Source organism: Polycladomyces subterraneus, assembly GCF_030433435.1.
Lineage (GTDB): Bacteria > Bacillota > Bacilli > Thermoactinomycetales > JIR-001 > Polycladomyces > Polycladomyces subterraneus.
The window spans coordinates 1-17,982 of the sequence record NZ_JANRHH010000014.1; the positions used below are offsets into that span (position 1 = coordinate 1).

General features: G+C 51.3%; 17 protein-coding genes and 1 pseudogene. 7 read left to right on the top strand and 11 right to left on the bottom strand.

Annotated features, from left to right (window positions below; genetic code table 11):
• The 3 genes and pseudogenes from NWF35_RS02795 to NWF35_RS02805 form a co-directional block, all read right to left on the bottom strand.
• A pseudogene (locus tag NWF35_RS02795) lies at positions 1-374 on the bottom strand (RNA-guided endonuclease TnpB family protein); the annotation flags it as partial.
• 4 nt (positions 375-378) lie between these two features.
• On the bottom strand, positions 379-777 hold the full coding sequence (tnpA, locus tag NWF35_RS02800; RefSeq protein WP_301237574.1) for an IS200/IS605 family transposase: 399 nt from the start codon (positions 775-777) through the stop codon (positions 379-381).
• 482 nt (positions 778-1,259) lie between these two features.
• Positions 1,260-1,748 carry a VOC family protein gene (locus NWF35_RS02805; protein ID WP_301237575.1) on the bottom strand — a complete coding sequence of 163 codons (489 nt, stop codon included), beginning with the start codon at positions 1,746-1,748 and terminating at the stop codon, positions 1,260-1,262.
• 179 nt (positions 1,749-1,927) lie between these two features.
• Between NWF35_RS02805 and NWF35_RS02810 the strand changes: the two genes are divergently transcribed.
• Both NWF35_RS02810 and NWF35_RS02815 read left to right on the top strand, forming a co-directional pair.
• Positions 1,928-3,298 carry an RsmF rRNA methyltransferase first C-terminal domain-containing protein gene (locus NWF35_RS02810; protein WP_301237576.1) on the top strand — a complete coding sequence of 457 codons (1,371 nt, stop codon included), beginning with the start codon at positions 1,928-1,930 and terminating at the stop codon, positions 3,296-3,298.
• A gap of 228 nt (positions 3,299-3,526) precedes the next feature.
• On the top strand, positions 3,527-3,688 hold the full coding sequence (locus NWF35_RS02815) for a hypothetical protein (RefSeq protein ID WP_301237577.1): 162 nt from the start codon (positions 3,527-3,529) through the stop codon (positions 3,686-3,688).
• Positions 3,689-3,758: 70 nt separating this feature from the next.
• Here the strand turns inward: NWF35_RS02815 and NWF35_RS02820 are convergent, their stop codons facing one another.
• The gene (locus tag NWF35_RS02820) at positions 3,759-4,028 is read right to left on the bottom strand and encodes a hypothetical protein (protein WP_301237578.1); all 270 of its coding nucleotides are present in this window, start codon (positions 4,026-4,028) and stop codon (positions 3,759-3,761) included.
• 555 nt (positions 4,029-4,583) lie between these two features.
• On the opposite strand from NWF35_RS02820, the gene NWF35_RS02825 reads away from it, so the two are divergent.
• The 3 genes from NWF35_RS02825 (at position 4,584) to NWF35_RS02835 (ending at position 9,108) form a co-directional block, all read left to right on the top strand.
• On the top strand, positions 4,584-5,753 hold the full coding sequence (locus NWF35_RS02825) for a S8 family peptidase (RefSeq protein ID WP_301237579.1): 1,170 nt from the start codon (positions 4,584-4,586) through the stop codon (positions 5,751-5,753).
• Between the two features lie 514 nt (positions 5,754-6,267).
• Positions 6,268-7,440, top strand: a complete 1,173-nt coding sequence (locus NWF35_RS02830; RefSeq protein WP_301237580.1) for a S8 family peptidase — start codon at positions 6,268-6,270, stop codon at positions 7,438-7,440.
• Between the two features lie 495 nt (positions 7,441-7,935).
• Positions 7,936-9,108 carry a S8 family peptidase gene (locus NWF35_RS02835; protein ID WP_363321534.1) on the top strand — a complete coding sequence of 391 codons (1,173 nt, stop codon included), beginning with the start codon at positions 7,936-7,938 and terminating at the stop codon, positions 9,106-9,108.
• Between the two features lie 168 nt (positions 9,109-9,276).
• On the opposite strand, the gene NWF35_RS02840 is transcribed toward NWF35_RS02835, so the two are convergent.
• Together NWF35_RS02840 and NWF35_RS02845 are read right to left on the bottom strand one after the other, a co-directional pair.
• Positions 9,277-9,921, bottom strand: a complete 645-nt coding sequence (locus NWF35_RS02840; RefSeq protein WP_301237679.1) for an NfeD family protein — start codon at positions 9,919-9,921, stop codon at positions 9,277-9,279.
• 120 nt (positions 9,922-10,041) lie between these two features.
• Positions 10,042-12,399, bottom strand: coding sequence for an endonuclease MutS2 (locus NWF35_RS02845; protein WP_301237581.1), 2,358 nt, complete (start codon positions 12,397-12,399; stop codon positions 10,042-10,044).
• Between the two features lie 110 nt (positions 12,400-12,509).
• On the opposite strand from NWF35_RS02845, the gene NWF35_RS02850 reads away from it, so the two are divergent.
• Together NWF35_RS02850 and NWF35_RS02855 are read left to right on the top strand one after the other, a co-directional pair.
• On the top strand, positions 12,510-12,863 hold the full coding sequence (locus NWF35_RS02850; RefSeq protein WP_301237582.1) for a phage holin family protein: 354 nt from the start codon (positions 12,510-12,512) through the stop codon (positions 12,861-12,863).
• A gap of 131 nt (positions 12,864-12,994) precedes the next feature.
• On the top strand, positions 12,995-13,360 hold the full coding sequence (locus NWF35_RS02855; RefSeq protein WP_301237583.1) for a cupredoxin domain-containing protein: 366 nt from the start codon (positions 12,995-12,997) through the stop codon (positions 13,358-13,360).
• A gap of 34 nt (positions 13,361-13,394) precedes the next feature.
• Here NWF35_RS02855 and sleB read toward each other — a convergent pair whose 3' ends face one another.
• The 5 genes from sleB to zapA form a co-directional block, all read right to left on the bottom strand.
• A complete protein-coding gene (gene sleB / locus NWF35_RS02860) occupies positions 13,395-14,042 on the bottom strand; it encodes a spore cortex-lytic enzyme (RefSeq protein WP_301237680.1) in 648 nt (215 codons plus the stop codon).
• 649 nt (positions 14,043-14,691) lie between these two features.
• The gene (locus NWF35_RS02865; protein ID WP_301237681.1) at positions 14,692-15,750 is read right to left on the bottom strand and encodes a BtaManbiosPhlase; all 1,059 of its coding nucleotides are present in this window, start codon (positions 15,748-15,750) and stop codon (positions 14,692-14,694) included.
• Positions 15,750-16,712, bottom strand: coding sequence for an MTP-1 family protein (locus tag NWF35_RS02870; RefSeq protein ID WP_301237584.1), 963 nt, complete (start codon positions 16,710-16,712; stop codon positions 15,750-15,752). Before NWF35_RS02870 ends, NWF35_RS02865 begins: the two co-directional genes overlap by 1 nt.
• A gap of 270 nt (positions 16,713-16,982) precedes the next feature.
• Entirely contained in the window at positions 16,983-17,528 is a 546-nt protein-coding gene (locus NWF35_RS02875) for a CvpA family protein (protein WP_301237585.1), read from the bottom strand.
• Between the two features lie 13 nt (positions 17,529-17,541).
• Entirely contained in the window at positions 17,542-17,802 is a 261-nt protein-coding gene (zapA, locus tag NWF35_RS02880) for a cell division protein ZapA (protein ID WP_435873823.1), read from the bottom strand.
• Positions 17,803-17,982 lie beyond the last annotated feature (180 nt).

The window sequence follows — 17,982 nt, forward strand, 5'->3', positions numbered from 1 at the left end:
GATGATCCGATCCAGCCATTGTTGCTGATATGACCGAGCCACAACCGGCACACCGATGCGCTTCTCCAGCATAGGGAACGACACCGTGTAGAAGTCACCATTTTTCTCGATTTTCAGGTTTTGATTGTTGAACGAACACCACATCTTCCTGAATACCCGAGCTTGTTGGTGTTTCTTCTGCGTTGGTTAATGATCGCAGACGGGAACTTCTCGTCGGAAAACTCCTTGAAAATCTTGCTGGTCGCCTTGTTCACGTCAGGATGAAGCAAGAGCCAGTTTGCAAACTCCGTGTTGATCTGGGTCATTCGTTCATACATGGCCTGTTTGAATTTGGTTGGTTGATACAGTTCCAGCTTGAGTGTGATGGTGGGCATCCATTCACCCCCTTTTCTTTTGTTCTTCCACATATCGTCGGATTGTTTCGCTTGAAACGTTTCCAGCCGTACTAACAAAGAATGAGCGTGTCCATAAGCTTGGTAAATGAGACAAGTGATTGAATTCTTGCCTCAGTTTTCTAGAAGTCACCCCCTTCAATTTTGCCATGATGTCAGTAGGCGAATCACTAGGTAGACAGTTTAAAAACAGATGACAGTAATCTGGCATCACTTCCATGGCAAGGATATCCCAGCCGTTTTCCTGACAAATGTCTTTCACCAACTGTTTAAATCGCTCTTCCACTTGGTTTACCAACACTTTTCTGCGATAACGTGGGCAGAAAACAAAGTGGTAGTTAATCAAAGATACCGTCTTTTTGGTCCTTCTGTATGCTTGTCCCATGGTTTTAGTTGTATCAGTATTTTATTAATAATGCAACATTAATACTGCAACAACCAAAAACAAAAAATGTTGCTCTAAGCGCCCTCTTCAGAGGGCACCGAGCAACGCCGCCTTTCATCCCACGATTGAAACTGTGGGCTTTCAGGCGACTTTTTCTGTAAAAGGCCGTCTCCCATTGGGGGGACGGCTTAATTATTGAAACGTCTGCAGGGTCCAATTTCCGTATCCCCAGGAGAGTGACTGACCAATTCTGTCGAACTTCGATTGGGAAAGCGCAGGAATTCATTCGTGGGCCATTTCCTTTAAGCGTAACGCTCATTACCCGTACCCTCCGCTCCCCTGTCCAAAGTACCCGAGCCCAGCTTCCTTGCAAGGAGCAGGTGAAGCGATCCGGGAAAGCGAAGCGGTGACTCATCTGATACAACCTCGACTACTTTGTCAGCAGACTCAGTGGGAACGCCATGTTCCCGCTCATTTTGTCTTCAAACGTCCCTCTGTTTACCGGTTTGCCGATGCAATTCCCGCCATCGGCTGAGCGGGATCGCTCCCAGCTCGGGGCGCGGCCCTTCCGGCAGCAAAGCGATGTACTCCAGACTGTGCCCGTCCGGGTCCTCAAAATACAGTGACACGCTAGGGACCCACGAATGAACAGTAGGCTCCCCTCCGGGATTACCGAAAAAATCACGATAGATAATTCCCCGCTCGGCCAGAAATGCCGGAGCCAGTTCCAAATCCCGCAATGACACGGAAAAAGCAAAATGACTGCGAACAATCTGATCCTCGGGCTTCTCCCACAGCCCCAGCATTTGTTGACGCGCTTGGCCTACCCAGAAAAATGCCAGACTTCTATCAGGATTCGCGTAGCAAAGTGTCAGCCCCAGCTTATCCCGATAAAAAGCGACTGATGTTTTCAAATCCCGCACATGCAGATGCGTTTCATAAATCCCCGAAGGTTCCACCCAATGGTTCATCTTCCATTCCTCCCGTGAATTGGTTGCGGCATTTTCTCTTTTCCCCACCCGCTCACTTTTCAAACTTTTTCATTTATTAAATAGCAAAAAAATGTCACTTCGCCGAAGGACCATTTTTCTCCCCATCGCTTTTTTTGTTACAATGGGGAGGTACCTGAAACGCGGGAGGAACTGAAACCATGCACCTTCCTACAGATTACCTCGAACAGATGAAAACCTGGTTGCAAGACGAGTTCCCGGCGTTTCTCGCCAGTTACGAGGAGGTACCGGCACGCGGCTTGCGGGTGAACCGGCTCAAGATCGAGACGGAGGCATTTTTGCAGAAGAATCCGTTTGATCTCATGCCCATCCCGTGGTGTCCGGAAGGATTTTATTACAATCACGAACAGGACCGTCCCGGGAAACACGTTTATCATGCGGCCGGTTTGTATTATATTCAGGACCCCAGCGCCATGGCGCCCGCAGAGGCACTAGACACCCAACCGGGTGAACGGGTGCTGGATTTGTGTGCGGCTCCGGGTGGAAAAACCACACAAATCGCCGCCAAAATGCAAGGAAAAGGATTGCTGGTGGCCAATGAAATTTCCCCACAGCGCATCAAGGCTTTGGTGGAAAATTTGGAGCGGTGCGGAGTGACCAACGCCGTTGTCCTTAATGAACGACCGGAGCGATTGACGAAACGTTTCGCCGGGTTTTTCGACCGGATTTTGATCGACGCTCCGTGTTCGGGTGAGGGAATGTTCCGCAAAGACCCGGAAGTGTGTGAGCGCTGGAGTGTACGGGCCACTCACTTGTGCGCGGATGTCCAATTGGAGATCTTGGCGGCCGCCGCCCCCATGCTCCGGCCGGGTGGTGTACTCGTCTACTCCACCTGCACGTTCAATCCGGTGGAGAACGAACAGGTCATCGCCCGCTTTTTGGCTGATCACCCGGAGTTCTCCCTGGTGTCCGTTCCGCAAGCGTCCCATTACCGGCCGGGACGCCCGGAATGGGCGAACGGATGCGATACTTTGCGGTTGGCTTCCCGCCTGTGGCCTCACCATCTACGGGGAGAAGGACATTTCGTGGCGTTGATGGAAAAGACGGATGGCCCTGAAGGAACCAAACGCCGGCCGGGAAAAATGCCGCCCGTGTCCGCCGATGCAGTGAAGCATTTGCGCGCCTTTATCCATGAGACACTGACATTCGAATGTGATGATTGGCCACTGACGCTGTACGGCGAACATTTATACCGGGTCCCGGACGAATTGCCTTCGCTGAAAGGTCTGAAGGTAGAGCGCCCCGGCTTGTATTTGGGACAAGTCAAACGAAACCGGTTGGAACCTTCCCACACTTGGGCGATGGCCTTAAAACCGAATGATGTTCAGCGATATGTATCGTTTGAGGTGGACGATCCGCGTCTGTACCAATATTTGCGGGGTGAAACGATTCCCTTTGACGGTGACAAGGGATGGACGCTGGTGGGGGTGGAACAGTTTCCGCTGGGATGGGCCAAAGTATCCGGTGGCATGTTGAAAAACCATTATCCCAAATGGTTGCGTTGGGATTAGGGCAATCCCGCCCCACAGGAGGGGCGGGAATCCGAAGACCATGTTCTCCACCATCAAAAACATCCAAGACCCTTGCACCAAGGGTACACATCCATCTTCCACATAAGACAAACGACACCGCTCATATATTGAATATGAACATACCCAAGGAGGTGGCGAACCATTTCCGATTTGCCCAAACCAACCCGTCCACCATGGCCTCCCTATATCCCACCCACGATGAATGCAATGGGATTGTTACAACCGGAATGGCTTTATTACCATTATTTCGATTATGAAGAAGATGAACCCCCGAATGCAGATCCTCAACCCCGTCCCACACTGGCTTCCGCCCCAGTCAATCCCCCAGCTTCTGCGATCCGCATCCGTTTACATGCCCGGCGGGAGTAAATAAGTCAGCTCAAATTTCCCCGCTCTTTTTTTGAATGGGACAAGCCCAATACACCTGACCCACGTTCTGTCAATGGGCAGTGTTCCAGTACACCATATAATCATCAAGGATGTCTGGCTTGTTTGCTTCAATCGTTTCTTCAACCAGACTGTAACCCCCGATTATAAAGAAAATAAATGGAATGGGTCTGCCGAAACGTTTTTCAGTTACGCGATTGTGATGTGATTCTTTTACAACAGAAACAACTAAGTGTATAAAAGCATTGAAGATGAGATCGTCACGTTGAAAATTGTCCACGCCTGAAGGGATTTCTAAGGATTGAATCCATTTTTGACGCAATGCATTTCCTTCCGTATCTTGACAATCGCCGATGACGATTGGATCAACGTGCAGCCAGAAGGAATAGTTCCATTTCGCCTCCAAGGAAGAAGAGGCAGTAGGCCTTTTACCATTTTTTGATTTTCCCATTGCTGTATGGTGTTATCAACTCAACAATATCCCATGTTTGCTCAAAGTCGAATCCATTGTAGTCCTCAATGTCTTGCCAAAAATAAATAGAGAAGGCATAAACGTCCCCTTTACATCCCATGACTTTATGACCTTTTCAAAAACTCGATAAATATAGTCTCGATAATGTTCCATAGATGGACATCCCTCCTCTTTAAGATATCTGTCTATCCAATCAGTTGAACAAAAGTTGCTCCCATCCTCTTTTAAATCGAAGCTTCAAAGTCTCACATGCCCAGACAATGGGCATGTTTGTGTTTTGTGTGTATGATTGATACCATGAGGCGGGATCATGCTTAACGGTGAAAGACTGAACCAGGCTGTTTTGCAGGATTTCGGTGAATCACGTCGAATATTATGTTGTTCCGTATAAAAAGGAGGGATTGGATGAAAAGGAGTTTCGCGTTGCTGACCGCCTTCATACTCCTGATGGTAATGGCCCTGCCCATTGCCCCGCACGCACAGGCGGCGCCCGCGGACACGGCACCATATGCTCCCGGTGAAATTATCGTCAAATTTAAACCCGGCATCGTCCAGAGCCAAATTACTTCTTTGCATCGGACCAACCAGGCGAAGCTGTTGTTCCGGAGCAAAGAAATCGGCTTCGACGTGATCCGTGCCTCCGGGAAATCGGTCACGGAGCTGATCCGAGACTACCGCAACAATCCGTTGGTGGAATATGCGGAGCCCAACTACTACTTTCACGCGACCTGGACACCCAATGATCCCGCTTTATCCAAACAATGGGCACTGCCGAAAATTCGCGCCAACGATGCTTGGAACGCCACGAAAAGCAATAACGGCATCCGAGTCGCCGTCGTGGATACCGGTGTTCAGTACAATCACCCCGATCTCTACGGCAAGGTGATCAAAGGATACGATTATGTGGGAAAAGATTGGGACCCCAGTGACGGCAACGGGCATGGCACTCATGTCGCCGGCGTGATCGCAGCTGCGACCAACAACCACAAGGGAATTGCCGGCATAGCTCCCAACGCCATGATTTATGCAGTCCGGGTATTGGACAACAACGGCAACGGTACGTTGGAAAACGTGGCCAACGGCATCATTCATGCGGCTGATCAAGGTGCCAAAGTGATCAACCTGAGCCTCGGAGCGGGATATGATTCGCAAACATTAAAAGACGCTGTTCAATATGCTTGGAGCAAAGGCGCGGTTGTCGTCGCGGCGGCGGGGAACAGCAACAGTTCCCAACCCAGCTATCCGGCCTATTATGATCAAGTCATCGCCGTAGGGGCAACTGACAAGTACGACAACAAAGCCAGCTTCTCCAACTTTGGTAGTTGGGTGGACGTTGCCGCACCGGGAGTGGACATCTATTCCACCTATCCGATTGCATACGGCCAATATGCCACGATGTCGGGCACTTCGATGGCGGCACCGCACGTATCGGGGTTGGCGGCGCTGCTGGCCGCGCAAGGACGGAGCAACAGCGAAATCCGAGACGCCATTCAGAAAACGGCGGACAAAACAGTAGGCACCGGCACGTATTGGACCTACGGTCGAATCAACGCCTCTAAGGCCGTCCGTTACTGAAAACGTCATCGACAGCGACTTTTGATGCAAAGAGGAATCTGTTAGCGGGGACACCCCGCTTTTTTTTTCGCTTCAATTTTTAGGTTGGGTGTATATCTTAAATACCTCACCGCACCGTGTACGGATCCGTTTCGAAACGAGTCCAGTCTTTTTGTATTCGACAAGGATCAGCAAACAGCCTCTTTCCCTCACTCCTTCCCTTGACAACATTCAGCGAAAAACGTTTTTTTACGCATTCGAGAACAAATATCTCTATCATGCTCCTGTTTACTTTCTATTAAGCGTCCGTATTCATTTTTTTATTCTTTTTAAAATGATACTCTCTCCATCGTTCATTCATGATGGAGCTCTCTGCTGTCCTTCTTCACCATAAACGGCTTGCACATCACCTGTCCCTTTATGGACTGGATACCAACACCTTCATAAATATTTATCAAACATTTTTTATCATCAGAAGGAAATCGCGACAAGAAATCGAATATTTTTATCATTCCTAAAATGAGGAGGTTTTGTCATGAGACGCATGTTGGCTGTTCTTGTCGCTTTGTTGATGGTGGCGGTGTTGGCCCTTCCCGCCAACGGTGGTGCAAAGGCAGCGTCCCCCGATACCAAAACCGCCTTCGCCCCCGGTGAAGTGATTGTCAAGTTTAAAAACGGAACAAACACTTCCACCAAGCAAGCAGTTCACTCACAGGAAAGCGGGCAGGTGCTGTTCCACAGCAAAGAAATCGGCTTTGACGTTGTGAAGATCCCTTCCGGTAAATCGGTAACACAAGTGGTACGTGAATACCGAAACAACCCCAATGTGGAATACGCCGAACCCAACTACATCTACCACGCCGACTGGACACCCAACGATCCGTACTTCTCCACGCAACAGTGGGGACCGCAAAAAGTCCAGGCACCGGCCGCTTGGGATATCACCAAAAGTAACAGCAATGTCTGGATCGCCATTGTCGACACCGGCGTTCAGTATGATCACCCTGATCTGGCCGGTAAAGTGTACGCCGGCTACGATTATGTAGACAACGATTGGGACCCGTATGACGGCAACGGTCACGGCACGCACTGCGCCGGGATTGCGGCCGCGACGACCAACAACGGTACCGGTATCGCAGGTATGGCCCCCAACGCATCCATTCTCGCCGTCCGTGTCTTGGACAGCAGCGGCAGCGGCACTCTGGATGACGTCGCCAACGGCATCATTTACGCCACCGATGCCGGAGCCAATGTGATCAGCCTGAGCCTGGGTTCCACCGCCGGTGCGCAAACGCTGAAAGATGCGGTCGATTATGCATGGAACCACGGCGTGGTAGTCGTCGCAGCCGCCGGGAACAACGGTCTCTCCACTCCGAACTATCCGGCGTACTACAGTAACGCCATCGCCGTCGCCGCCACCACTTCTAGCGATGTGAAGGCCAGCTACTCCAACTGGGGTTCCTGGGTGGATGTGGCCGCGCCGGGCTCCAGCATCTATTCCACCTATCCGACCAACAGCTATGCCTCCTTGTCCGGCACTTCCATGGCCACGCCGCACGTGGCGGGGCTGGCGGGACTTTTGGCCGCACAGGGCCGCTCCAACAGCAACATCCGTGCCGCCATCCAAAACACGGCCGACCCCATCTCCGGAACAGGCACGTATTGGACCTACGGCCGAATCAATGCCTACCGCGCCGTTCAATACTGATTCGTTTCGAAAGCTGTGAAAGAACAAGGCAGGAGCGATACGGCTCCTGCCTTGAAACTGCCATGACAACGACGTTTTGTTTTCGACAAACTCAAAGTTCGTTCGCCGAAAATTGCCCCTTCGATGGATCCTACAAATGAACAGACACATCGCCTCCCGATCCTCGACAGCTTTCGGTGAAAAGTGGTTGCTCCTACACTGCAGACAAAAATAGCTCCAAAATGCACTCATTTCTCCCCTTATCTTCATCTATATTCATTTTTTTGATATTTTTTAAAAAGCAATATCCCCTCAACGCCCCATCCCTGAAACTATCACTCCCTTTTCCTTCTCAAGGTTTCTCGCTTGTACACCAAATGAACACAATCACCCCCTTGATGGACAGGATACCAACATCTTCATAAATATTTTATCAAATATTTTTTAATCATCCGAAGGAAACCAGCAATAGGAGATCGAATATTTTTATCATTCCTAAAATAGGGAGGTTTTGTCATGAGACGCATATTGGCAGTTCTTGTCGCTTTGCTGATGGTGGCAGCGTTGTCCCTTCCCGCCAACGGTGGTGCAAAGGCAGCTTCCCCCGATACCAAAGCCGCCTTCGCCCCCGATGAAGTGATTGTCAAGTTCAAAAACGGAATAACCACCTCCACTAAGCAAGCAGTTCACTCTCATGAAAGCGGACGGGTGCTGTTCCACAGCAAAGAAATCGGTTTTGACGTCGTAAAGATCCCTTCTGGTAAATCGGTATCGCAAGTGGTACGTGAATACCGAAACAACCCCAATGTGGAATACGCCGAACCCAACTACATCTACCACGCCGACTGGACACCCAACGATCCGTACTTCTCCACGCAACAGTGGGGACCGCAAAAAGTCCAAGCACCGGCAGCCTGGGATATCACGAGGGGGAGCAGCAGCGTCCGCATCGCCATTGTCGATACCGGGGTGCAATACAATCACCCGGACCTGTCGGGCAAAGTTGTCTTGGGGCATGATTATGTCGACGGTGACAACGATCCGTATGACGGCAACGGTCACGGCACGCACTGCGCCGGGATTGCGGCCGCCGTCACCAACAACGGCACCGGAATTGCCGGTATGGCTCCCAACGCGTCCATTCTCGCCGTCCGTGTCTTGGACAGCAACGGCAGCGGCACCCTGGACGCCGTCGCCAACGGCATCATCTACGCCGCCGACAACGGTGCCAAAGTGATCAGCCTCAGCTTGGGTGGATCGGTCGGTTCCACCACATTGAAAAACGCGGTGAATTACGCGTGGAACAAAGGTGCTGTCATCGTGGCCGCCGCTGGCAACAGCGGTATAAGCGCTCCGAGCTATCCGGCCTACTACAGCAACGCCATCGCCGTTGCCGCCACCACTTCCAGCGACGTAAAGGCCAGCTATTCCAACTGGGGTTCCTGGGTGGATGTGGCCGCGCCGGGCTCCAGCATCTATTCCACCTATCCGACCAACAGCTATGCGTCGCTGTCAGGTACCTCCATGGCTACACCCCACGTGGCGGGCTTGGCAGGACTTTTGGCCGCACAGGGCCGCTCCAACAGCAACATTCGCGCCGCCATCCAAAACACGGCCGACCGCATCTCCGGCACCGGCACATACTGGACCTACGGCCGGATCAACGCTTATCGAGCTGTTCAATACTAAAAAGTCAGCGAAAATGCGCAAGGCAGGAGCTGCATTGCTCCTGCCTTTAGCCTGCTCGGGTCTTTCCAGCTTGCGATTCCGGGTGTACTTTTTTTGAGGATTTTGAGGAGAGGGTGTGGCTTTCCCGGTGAGTGTTCCCTCAACCGATTATGGAGTCGCTGTCAAAGATCATCCCTTTTCTTCGGTGATTTGATCGGAGGGTTCCTCTACCGTTTCCACTAAGATTTTGACACCATCCACGGACAACACGCGCACCCGTGCTCCTTTATCGACCCAATGACCATTGGTGACCGCACTGTAGCGACCATCCCCGATGCGGATGGTGCCGGCCGGGCGCATGTCGGTCAATGCCGTCCCCTCGAGTCCGACCAGTTCCTGATAGCTGCGCTTGAGCGAGCTGTAACCCGTCTCTTTGGACATGGCGAATTTCAGTACGATCTTTTCCAGCCAATCGCGTTTGGGCAACACTTTCAACGACAGTGGACTCAAAGCGAGTCCCATCATCCATGCAAAAGCAACCAGCGTCCCCGTCAGCCAGTTCCCCGTCGGAATCACCAACCCGACCAAAACCAGGATGGCACCGATGGAAGCCAGGGTACCGTCCTGCAACAGTTTTCCGTCCAGAATTACCAGTCCCATTCCGACAAGCAAAACAGCCAACCACCAACCGGGAGTCGTTCCCCAATGACCGTTCACATACCATCCCATCAACAATAATCCCGCCACTCCGGCCAAACCGCGAGCCTTGACGAGTAATTCAGCGGCCAATAGGAACGCGCTGAAAAAGACCAGTAAAGCGGAACCGGCTCCCATCACACATCCCAACTCCTTTTAAGCGTGTAACATGAACCAGATCAAACCGACGACAAAAAACACCAAGGCGATCGAACCGAGAATCTTCGGCAGATGCTCCATAGACAACCTCCCGATCTACTATGCCAATTCGACCACCGTCACGCCGGAACCGCCTTCTCCCGGTCCGCCCAACCGGAACCCCTTGACGTGTGGATGTCGGCGCAAAAATTGGTGGACACCCGTCCGCAAGGCACCCGTCCCTTTTCCATGGATGAGCGAAACCCGCTGATATCCAGCGACGACGGCGGAATCCAGATACTTATCGATTTCCGCCAAAGCGTCCTCCACCATCTTACCACGTAAATCCAATTCCGGACGCACATGGTTTGAAGCGCTTCGATACGAAGTGGTGACACCGGATTCGGATTCGGGCTTCTTTGTCTTCACCTTTTCCAGATAACGGCGGTGCACTTTCATTTTCAAAATGCCCACCTGAACCTGATACTCCTCTTCACCGAGATCCTCCAGAACTCGGCCGCGTTGTTTGACGGTAAGTACCATCACCTCATCTCCCGGCTCAATCCGTTCATTCCGTTGTTGAGCCACGGTTGCGGCGGCAACGGGTCGAGCCTCGGGAACCGCGTTATCCAACCGTTTCCTTGCTTCGATCAACTGATGTTCCTTCAACTCGTCCGGCCGATTTTTGGCCCATTCACGCAACTGGCGCAATACGTCTTCTGCTTCCCGACGGGCACGCGAGACGATGGTTTGCGCTTCCCGTCGTGCCGATTCCCGCAACCGCTCTTTCTCCTCCTCCCAACGGGACAATTTTTCCTTGAGTTCCCGTTGCAAGGATTCTGCTTCCTGGCGAAGCGCTTCCGCGCGTTTGCGCTCCTCTTCCGCAATAGCCCTGTCGCGGGACAACGCGGCGATCATTTCCTCCAGGCGATGCTCCTCCGTGGACAACTGCGCTTTGGCTTTTTCAATGATGGATGTCGACAGTCCCAGCCGCTCGGCGATGGCAAACGCATTACTCTTGCCGGGTACACCGACCAACAGGCGATAGGTGGGACGCAGTGTCCGCACGTCGAATTCCACACTGGCGTTGGTCACTCCCGGATGAGCATGGGCGAATTGTTTCAACTCGCTGTAATGGGTGGTGGCCACCACAAGACAACCTTCATCCAAGAGATCTTGCAGAATGGCGATGGCCAACGCCGCCCCCTCGGTCGGATCCGTTCCTGCACCCAATTCATCCAGCAGCACCAAGCTATGATCGTCTGCTTGTTTCAAAATGCGGATGATCTGCGTCATATGGCTAGAGAACGTGCTCAAGCTCTGCTCAATGCTTTGCTCATCACCGATGTCCGCAAAAATCCCGCTGAATACAGGGAACGAGCTACCTTCATCCGCGGGGATGGGGAGACCCGCTTGCGTCATCAACGCCAGCAACCCCACCGTTTTCAGGCAAACGGTTTTCCCGCCCGTGTTGGGTCCGGTGATGATGATCCCTTGATGTGGATCGCCCAACGTGATATCGATGGGAACCGCCTTTTCTATCGGGATCAACGGATGGCGGGCTCGTTTCAACCGAATGACACGCTCCGTTTCCACCCGCGGACAAACACCTCGAATACGACGGGCATACCGGGCTTTTGCCAGAATGAGATCCAACTCGGCCAACGCTTCGACATTTTGCCGGAGTACATCGACATGGGCGGCCACTTGCGCCGTCAACTCACGCAGGATGCGTTCCACTTCGCGCTGTTCCTCCATCTCCCATTGACGCAAACGGTTATTCAACGTCACCACGGAGGCTGGTTCGATAAACAACGTGGAGCCGGAGGCCGACTGATCATGCACAATCCCACCGAATGCCGAACGGTATTCCTGCTTGACCGGGATAACATACCGGTCGTTGCGCAGAGTGATCAATGATTCCTGCAACATTTTTTGGTAACCTGGATTGCGCAGAATGCCCTCCAACGTCGTTCGGATCTCGCGTTGTACTTGACGAATCTGATTGCGAATCTGACGCAGGGTCGGGCTGGCGTGATCGGATACTTCTCCCTGCTCGTCAATCCGTCGCGTGATTTCTTCTTCCAGCGGACGCAATCCTTCGATGCGTTCGATCCATCCGCGAATGATGGGAAGCGGATGTTCTTCATCAACCTGCAATACCTGATTTTTTAATTTCCGGCCGGCGTTCACCGTACCGGCGATATCTAACAATTCATTTGTATTCAGTAAACCTCCCACTTCGGCGCGGCGCAGAGAGGGGCGAATGTCACGAACGCCTCCCAACGACACATCACCTTTGAGCCTGAGAAGATCCATCCCCTCCGCCGTCGCCGCCAGACGACGCGACACTTCCTCCGCGTCGGCAGTGGGCTCCAGCGCGGCAATCCGCTCTTTTCCCAGCGAGGAAGAGGCTTCTTCCGCCACTTGTTCCCTGATTCGTGGATATTCCAACACATTGAGCATAAAACGGTTCACTGGTTTCCTCTCCTCTCCCTCCGAGGAGTTTTTTCCACCATATTATATCATGATGTAATAACTCGACGGATAAATGACACACTAAAGAACAAAAGGAGGGAATTTGTATCATGACCATTGTGCGTCATCTCATTCGATTCATTGTGGCGGCTATCGTGCTGATGATCGTGGGGGCGCTGGTCCCCGGTTTTCAGGTACAAGGTTTTTGGAGCGCGTTCCTCGCCGCCGTGGTAATCGCTGTGATCGGCTGGATCATCGAAGCGCTGTTCGGACGGGACATGTCTCCTTATGCAAGGGGAGTTATCGGGTTCGTCGTCAGCGCGGTCGTCATCTATCTGACGCAGTTCTTTGTCCCCGGCATGCGTGTTACGTTACTGGGAGCATTGTTGGGCGCGCTCGTGATCGGGATCATCGATCTGTTTGTACCGACAAAAGCACGTATCACGAGCCAGCCGGAAAAATAAACAAAAGAAGGTTGAATGTCACCCACTCTTACCGCACACTAGTGCGGTTTTTCTTTTGTTCATCGACTGTTCATGGATAAACTCCCCACTTTCGCAAACTTTTTGTTAACATGAGGATGAGGAGGGAGTCCATGATGAAGAAAGGAATGACCACACTGGCCATCGCCATGTCCCTGATGCTGGGGGTGGTCGGATGCGCCGGCGGCAATCAGCCCCAACAATCGGGGAAAACCTCGGGTCAGGTGATTGAAATCTCCGCTTCCAACTTCCAATTCAAACCGAACAAAATCGAGATTCCTGCCAATAAAGATGTCACCCTGAAATTGAAAGTTGCCAACGGCATGCACAGCTTGGAAGTACCCGGACTTGATGTCAGCCTGCAAGGGGATGGCGAAACTGCCGTGGTTCATGCCAAGCCGGGAACCTATCCATTTTTCTGCAATATTCCCTGCGGTGTGGGTCACTCGAAGATGAAAGGAACGATTGTGGCCAAATAAAAACAGGGACCCATTGAAATGTGGGTCCCTGTTTTTATTTGGTGAAAATATGGCGCCCGATCCGTTTGATCTGGGGTCTGCTCCAGATCCATTTCGATTTGGCCCGGGCAGGATTAAAGTAATACAACGCTCCATTGGTGGGGTCCCAGCCATTCAGCGCGTCTCGTACCGCTTTGAATGAGGTGGGGTCCGGTTGCATCCAGATTTGTCCGTCTGCCACAGCTTCAAACGCCATGGGTTGAAAAATGATACTGGCAGGCGTATTGGGGAAACGCTCACTTTTGAGACGGTTTAATATCACTGCCGCAACGGCCACTTTTCCGATATACGGTTCCCCTCGTGCCTCGGCATGAACGGTATGTGCCATCAGTTTGATATCATTCCAGGACAGTTGCCTGCTTGTTTTCCGGTATACACGTCTCGCCTGTACCGCCCTCACACCACCCGGCCGCCATCTTCTTGTTGCTTTCCACAATTTTGCCCGGGTTTTGGCATCGGTCAGGCCTGTCACCCGCAAACCGAACGCATATTGGAACAATCGAACCGCCCGGTAAGTCCGCCATGTGTAAATCCCGTTGATCTTGCCGGTGTAAAAACCCAAAAACCGGAGCCTTCTCTGCAGTTCCCACACATATCCTCCTCGGTCGCCGGGTTTGTACACTCTGGCACGAGGGACCGCCATCGAAACCCGTTTGGAAACGTGCCGCGATTCCACACTGGCTTTCGCCGTCGATTGCACGGAAACAGCGTGTCCGCTGTTGGGAACAGCGGATAACAACAATCCGGGGACATCGCTATTGACGACCGCTTCTCCCAAGACGGAAAAAGCCAACATCAAGGCACAACAGAGAAGCCATTTCCGCATCATCACACGGTTCAACCCTCTTTCAGGTTGGAATTCTTCTGTTATTATGCCGTGTGGATGCGATTCTATTCCCTGCATTCTCTGCACCCAATCCGTCAAGCCCATACCATGTTGTGCACATTTGCTTCAGAGAAGCGGTCGAAATCATGAAAGTGTAGTGCCCACACCAAAGCGTTGATCCTATTCAGTTTCAGTGACTTGCCCCACACAGCTAAAGCACCCAGGGCACTCCCTTTGGTCCCCGTGGGCTTCTCGTTTCATCTGGCTTGGCAACCCACTTCCATCCAAGATGGCTTCGTCCAAGCCTGGGCGGTTTTAGTTTAACGAGTTTTCGCTCGCATGTGTTTTCGCACTTATTAATTTTATTGTACCAAAATTCTGTCGTCCTTGGGAGAGGCTAAAGCCCTCCCTCGTCCGATGCTCGCTATCATCCCAACCCTAAGGGCTGAGTTTTCCCGCTCGCTCTTTAATATGTCAGGGAATCCAGGATCTCTTCCAGGCTCAATTCCGCACAGGCCATTGAGGTATCCGCGACACCATAATACATTTTCACCACATCGTCTTCCACGATGGCCCCACACGAGAATACGACATCCCCAAAAAACCCTTCTTTTTCATAATCCGCTTCTGGTTCCAGAATGGGTTGATCCGAACGAGCAACCACAACTGCCGGATTGTTTCGATCAAGGAGCAATCCGCCCATACAATAGCGGTTCTCCGGTGTCGCGCCATGATAGAGCACCAACCAGCCCCTATCCGTTTTGATAGGAACAGCGCCGCCGCCAATGCGTCCGCTGTCCCACATACCGTCCCTTAGACCGATCAGGTGTTGATGGTTACCCCAATAAAGTAAATTGTCTGATTCCGCGATCCAGATCTCCGGTTTTCCAATACTTTTGAGGCTAGGGCGATGGAGTGCATAATATTTTCCGTTCACTTTTTCCGGAAAGATCACGATATCCTTGTTTTCGGGAGGAAAAATCATTCCATGATGTTTGATGGTAACAAAATCCTTGGTCGATACCATCGCCCCCCCAATGCCAAGCGGAGACAGAGCCGTGAAACAGATATAATAGGTATCTCCAATTTGTGTGACACGCGGATCTTCAATACCGAATGATTCCAGTTTGTCGGATGGATAAAGAAAAGGTTTTTCGTCTATGGTAAAGTTCCGTCCATCTATACTGCGTGCGATGCGAATATAGGACAGAGAAGTCAGGTATTCAATTTCTTGGGGATTAGATGCCCTTCGAATCATTCGCGGGTCCGAAAAATCATAACGATCATCATCCCGATGAAATTCGATGATTTCCAGTTCATTTGTGTCCGGATGATACACGGGCGCTTTCACGATATTGGGATCATAACTGATCGGACGTTCAGCAATGCGAAGCAACATCAGGATTTCATCCTTATATTTCGCAATTCCGGCATTGAAAGCGCCGATCACTTCAAATCCTTCATGGTGCGGTTTGACATCTGCTGGGGTAATCAACGGATTTTGTTCATACCGGTACACTTTTATCATCGATTTCCCCACCTTATTTTTTCAAATGCAAGGAATGGATCTCGCATGGAGATTCGTTGTGCTTCAGCATCACCCACACCCGCATACAAGTCTGCTGTTCCATCCTTTTTGCGAACCAACCCGCCGCTAAATACAACATTGGCCAAATCTGGGCGTTTGGCGGGTCCTTCCAAAAAGTCGGAACGCGCTGCAATGAGCTGGATATCCGAATGTTCACCGGTCAGTGGATCAAGGGCGAACACCATTGGATAATAGTGGCGTTTTCCTTCTTCATCCATACGGGCAATATGCCCCAACACCCCGATCAACCCATTGGACAAAAGATGGGCTTCATTGGCTCCGCCCCATTCTTCCTCCATGAATTGGTCTAAAATGGGAGCTTCGTAGATCACCTCTACAGTCAAATGTTCCAATGATGGGATTCTCACGAATCCGATCTTACCTTTTCCCCCTTTTTCCCCTTGGGGTCGAGTCAACACCCCGATGGAACCATCCGGCAATTCGATCAGACGAAGGTCTTTCATACCATCCGGGCCGGTAAAAATCTTTTCCAAGTGATGAATGTTGGCTCCCTTGTACAATACCGTACGCCAGCTCAAATCGTGTTCATTGGCGGGATGCGGAAAAACCTCGACACCGCCAAAAACCAGTTCTCCACTGATACGGGTAAAAAAGGGGTCCTGCAATGAGAAGACCGGGGCGCCTTCTTTGGGAATCCATTGCTCCCCGCGCCGAACAAAGAAAATCACTTCCGAATGCTCACTGTCACGGGGTTCTACGCGGCCGGCGATCACAGTTTCCCCACTATCTTCAAAAGGTGCCGTAATATTGTACACATCCTTTTCCCCAACCCCGATAAAATTTAATTTTGTTGGGTTGAAAGGTCTTTGTTCATTTTTCGTATACTTCTCCAGTAACACGGAAGAGGGTTGCACACCGCTCTTTTTCAGGGTAAACAACGTTACATCCTCCTTATGCCACTACTATTTCAGATGAAATTGCATACCCTGCTGAATCTTCTGGGAGACCCAATTCGATTCGCATAAAAACAACGTTTACATGGCCATCTCCCCACTTGGAATAAACTGAGGTTTCGACTGAATCATGATCCAATCTATCATATAACCCATTATGATTCACGAAAAACGGGTAGAAAGAGCAAAATCATCATTAGAAAAAAATGCCTGACAGCAACCATGTCAGGCAAATCGAATCATCTATTCTAGTCCCTATGACCGCTGCCGCATTGCATCATGCAACAGCTGTTTCAGTTCCGCTGTCCATTGGGGGGTTGCTTCCAACAGATTTTGGGCGATACCGGATTGTTGTACTGCTTCTTGTCCTTTCTCCCATGGTAGGAAATGCAACAGGTTGACCATGATCCATACCAGCAATACAGCTTGGAGAGCTCCCAAAACCAAGCCACCGATTCGGTTCAATACAGATAATACAGGCAGCTGCGCCAACTGATTGAGTACCCTGGACAAAATCGAGACCACCAGTTTGGTCCCGAAAAACAGGAGCAGAAACGCCATCACCGAATACAAAGCGCGTTCTAATGGCAACAGGCGCATCAAACCGTCTCCGGTTACCGATTCGGGCAAGGGGACATTTTTCTGCAGAACCGGTGTTACTTCGTCGGTGAAGTAAAACGCCACCACCCACGCCAACACCAAGCCGGCTAACGACGCGGCCTGCAGAATCAAGCCGCGCCGATACCCCCGCAACAATCCCCCGATTAACAAGAGCAGGATGATCCCGTCTAGTACATGCATGTTCATCCGCTCCTCACGGTTGATCATCTTCGATCAGATGCAGGATCTCGTCATGTTCCCGTTTCAGTTTCATATAGGCATCCGCGATATTGACAGCCGAAAGTACCGCCAGACGCGTGGTATCCAAACGGGGATTGGCTTGTGAGATCATCCGCATCGTTTCGTCAACATGGCTGGCTACTTCCCGCATGTAACTGGGACTGGCTTTTCCTGTGATATTGTACTGTTGTCCGAAGATCTCCACGCTCAATTTATTTTTGGTCATCGATTGCAACCTCCTTCACCAAGTGAAGGTGAGACTGCCTGACAACATCCATTTCGACACGAGGGGTCCGTTTTCCCTGTTATTCTGGAGAATTCGATTGATTTGATCAGGTATGCTGGTATCCTTGCGTGCTTTTTCTCCCTCTCGCTATGGGAGAAAGGCACACCCTTCGTATGACCAGAAGAATTT

Excerpts from the sequence above, each read along its gene's own strand:
- tnpA (WP_301237574.1), bottom strand. The coding sequence starts at position 777 with ATGGGACAAGCATACAGAAGGACCAAAAAGACGGTATCTTTGATTAAC.
- NWF35_RS02805 (WP_301237575.1), bottom strand. The coding sequence starts at position 1,748 with ATGAACCATTGGGTGGAACCTTCGGGGATTTATGAAACGCATCTGCAT.
- NWF35_RS02810 (WP_301237576.1), top strand. The coding sequence starts at position 1,928 with ATGCACCTTCCTACAGATTACCTCGAACAGATGAAAACCTGGTTGCAA.
- NWF35_RS02815 (WP_301237577.1), top strand. The coding sequence starts at position 3,527 with ATGGGATTGTTACAACCGGAATGGCTTTATTACCATTATTTCGATTAT.
- NWF35_RS02825 (WP_301237579.1), top strand. The coding sequence starts at position 4,584 with ATGAAAAGGAGTTTCGCGTTGCTGACCGCCTTCATACTCCTGATGGTA.
- NWF35_RS02830 (WP_301237580.1), top strand. The coding sequence starts at position 6,268 with ATGAGACGCATGTTGGCTGTTCTTGTCGCTTTGTTGATGGTGGCGGTG.
- NWF35_RS02835 (WP_363321534.1), top strand. The coding sequence starts at position 7,936 with ATGAGACGCATATTGGCAGTTCTTGTCGCTTTGCTGATGGTGGCAGCG.
- NWF35_RS02840 (WP_301237679.1), bottom strand. The coding sequence starts at position 9,921 with ATGGGAGCCGGTTCCGCTTTACTGGTCTTTTTCAGCGCGTTCCTATTG.
- NWF35_RS02850 (WP_301237582.1), top strand. The coding sequence starts at position 12,510 with ATGACCATTGTGCGTCATCTCATTCGATTCATTGTGGCGGCTATCGTG.
- NWF35_RS02855 (WP_301237583.1), top strand. The coding sequence starts at position 12,995 with ATGATGAAGAAAGGAATGACCACACTGGCCATCGCCATGTCCCTGATG.
- sleB (WP_301237680.1), bottom strand. The coding sequence starts at position 14,042 with ATGGCGGTCCCTCGTGCCAGAGTGTACAAACCCGGCGACCGAGGAGGA.
- NWF35_RS02875 (WP_301237585.1), bottom strand. The coding sequence starts at position 17,528 with ATGCATGTACTAGACGGGATCATCCTGCTCTTGTTAATCGGGGGATTG.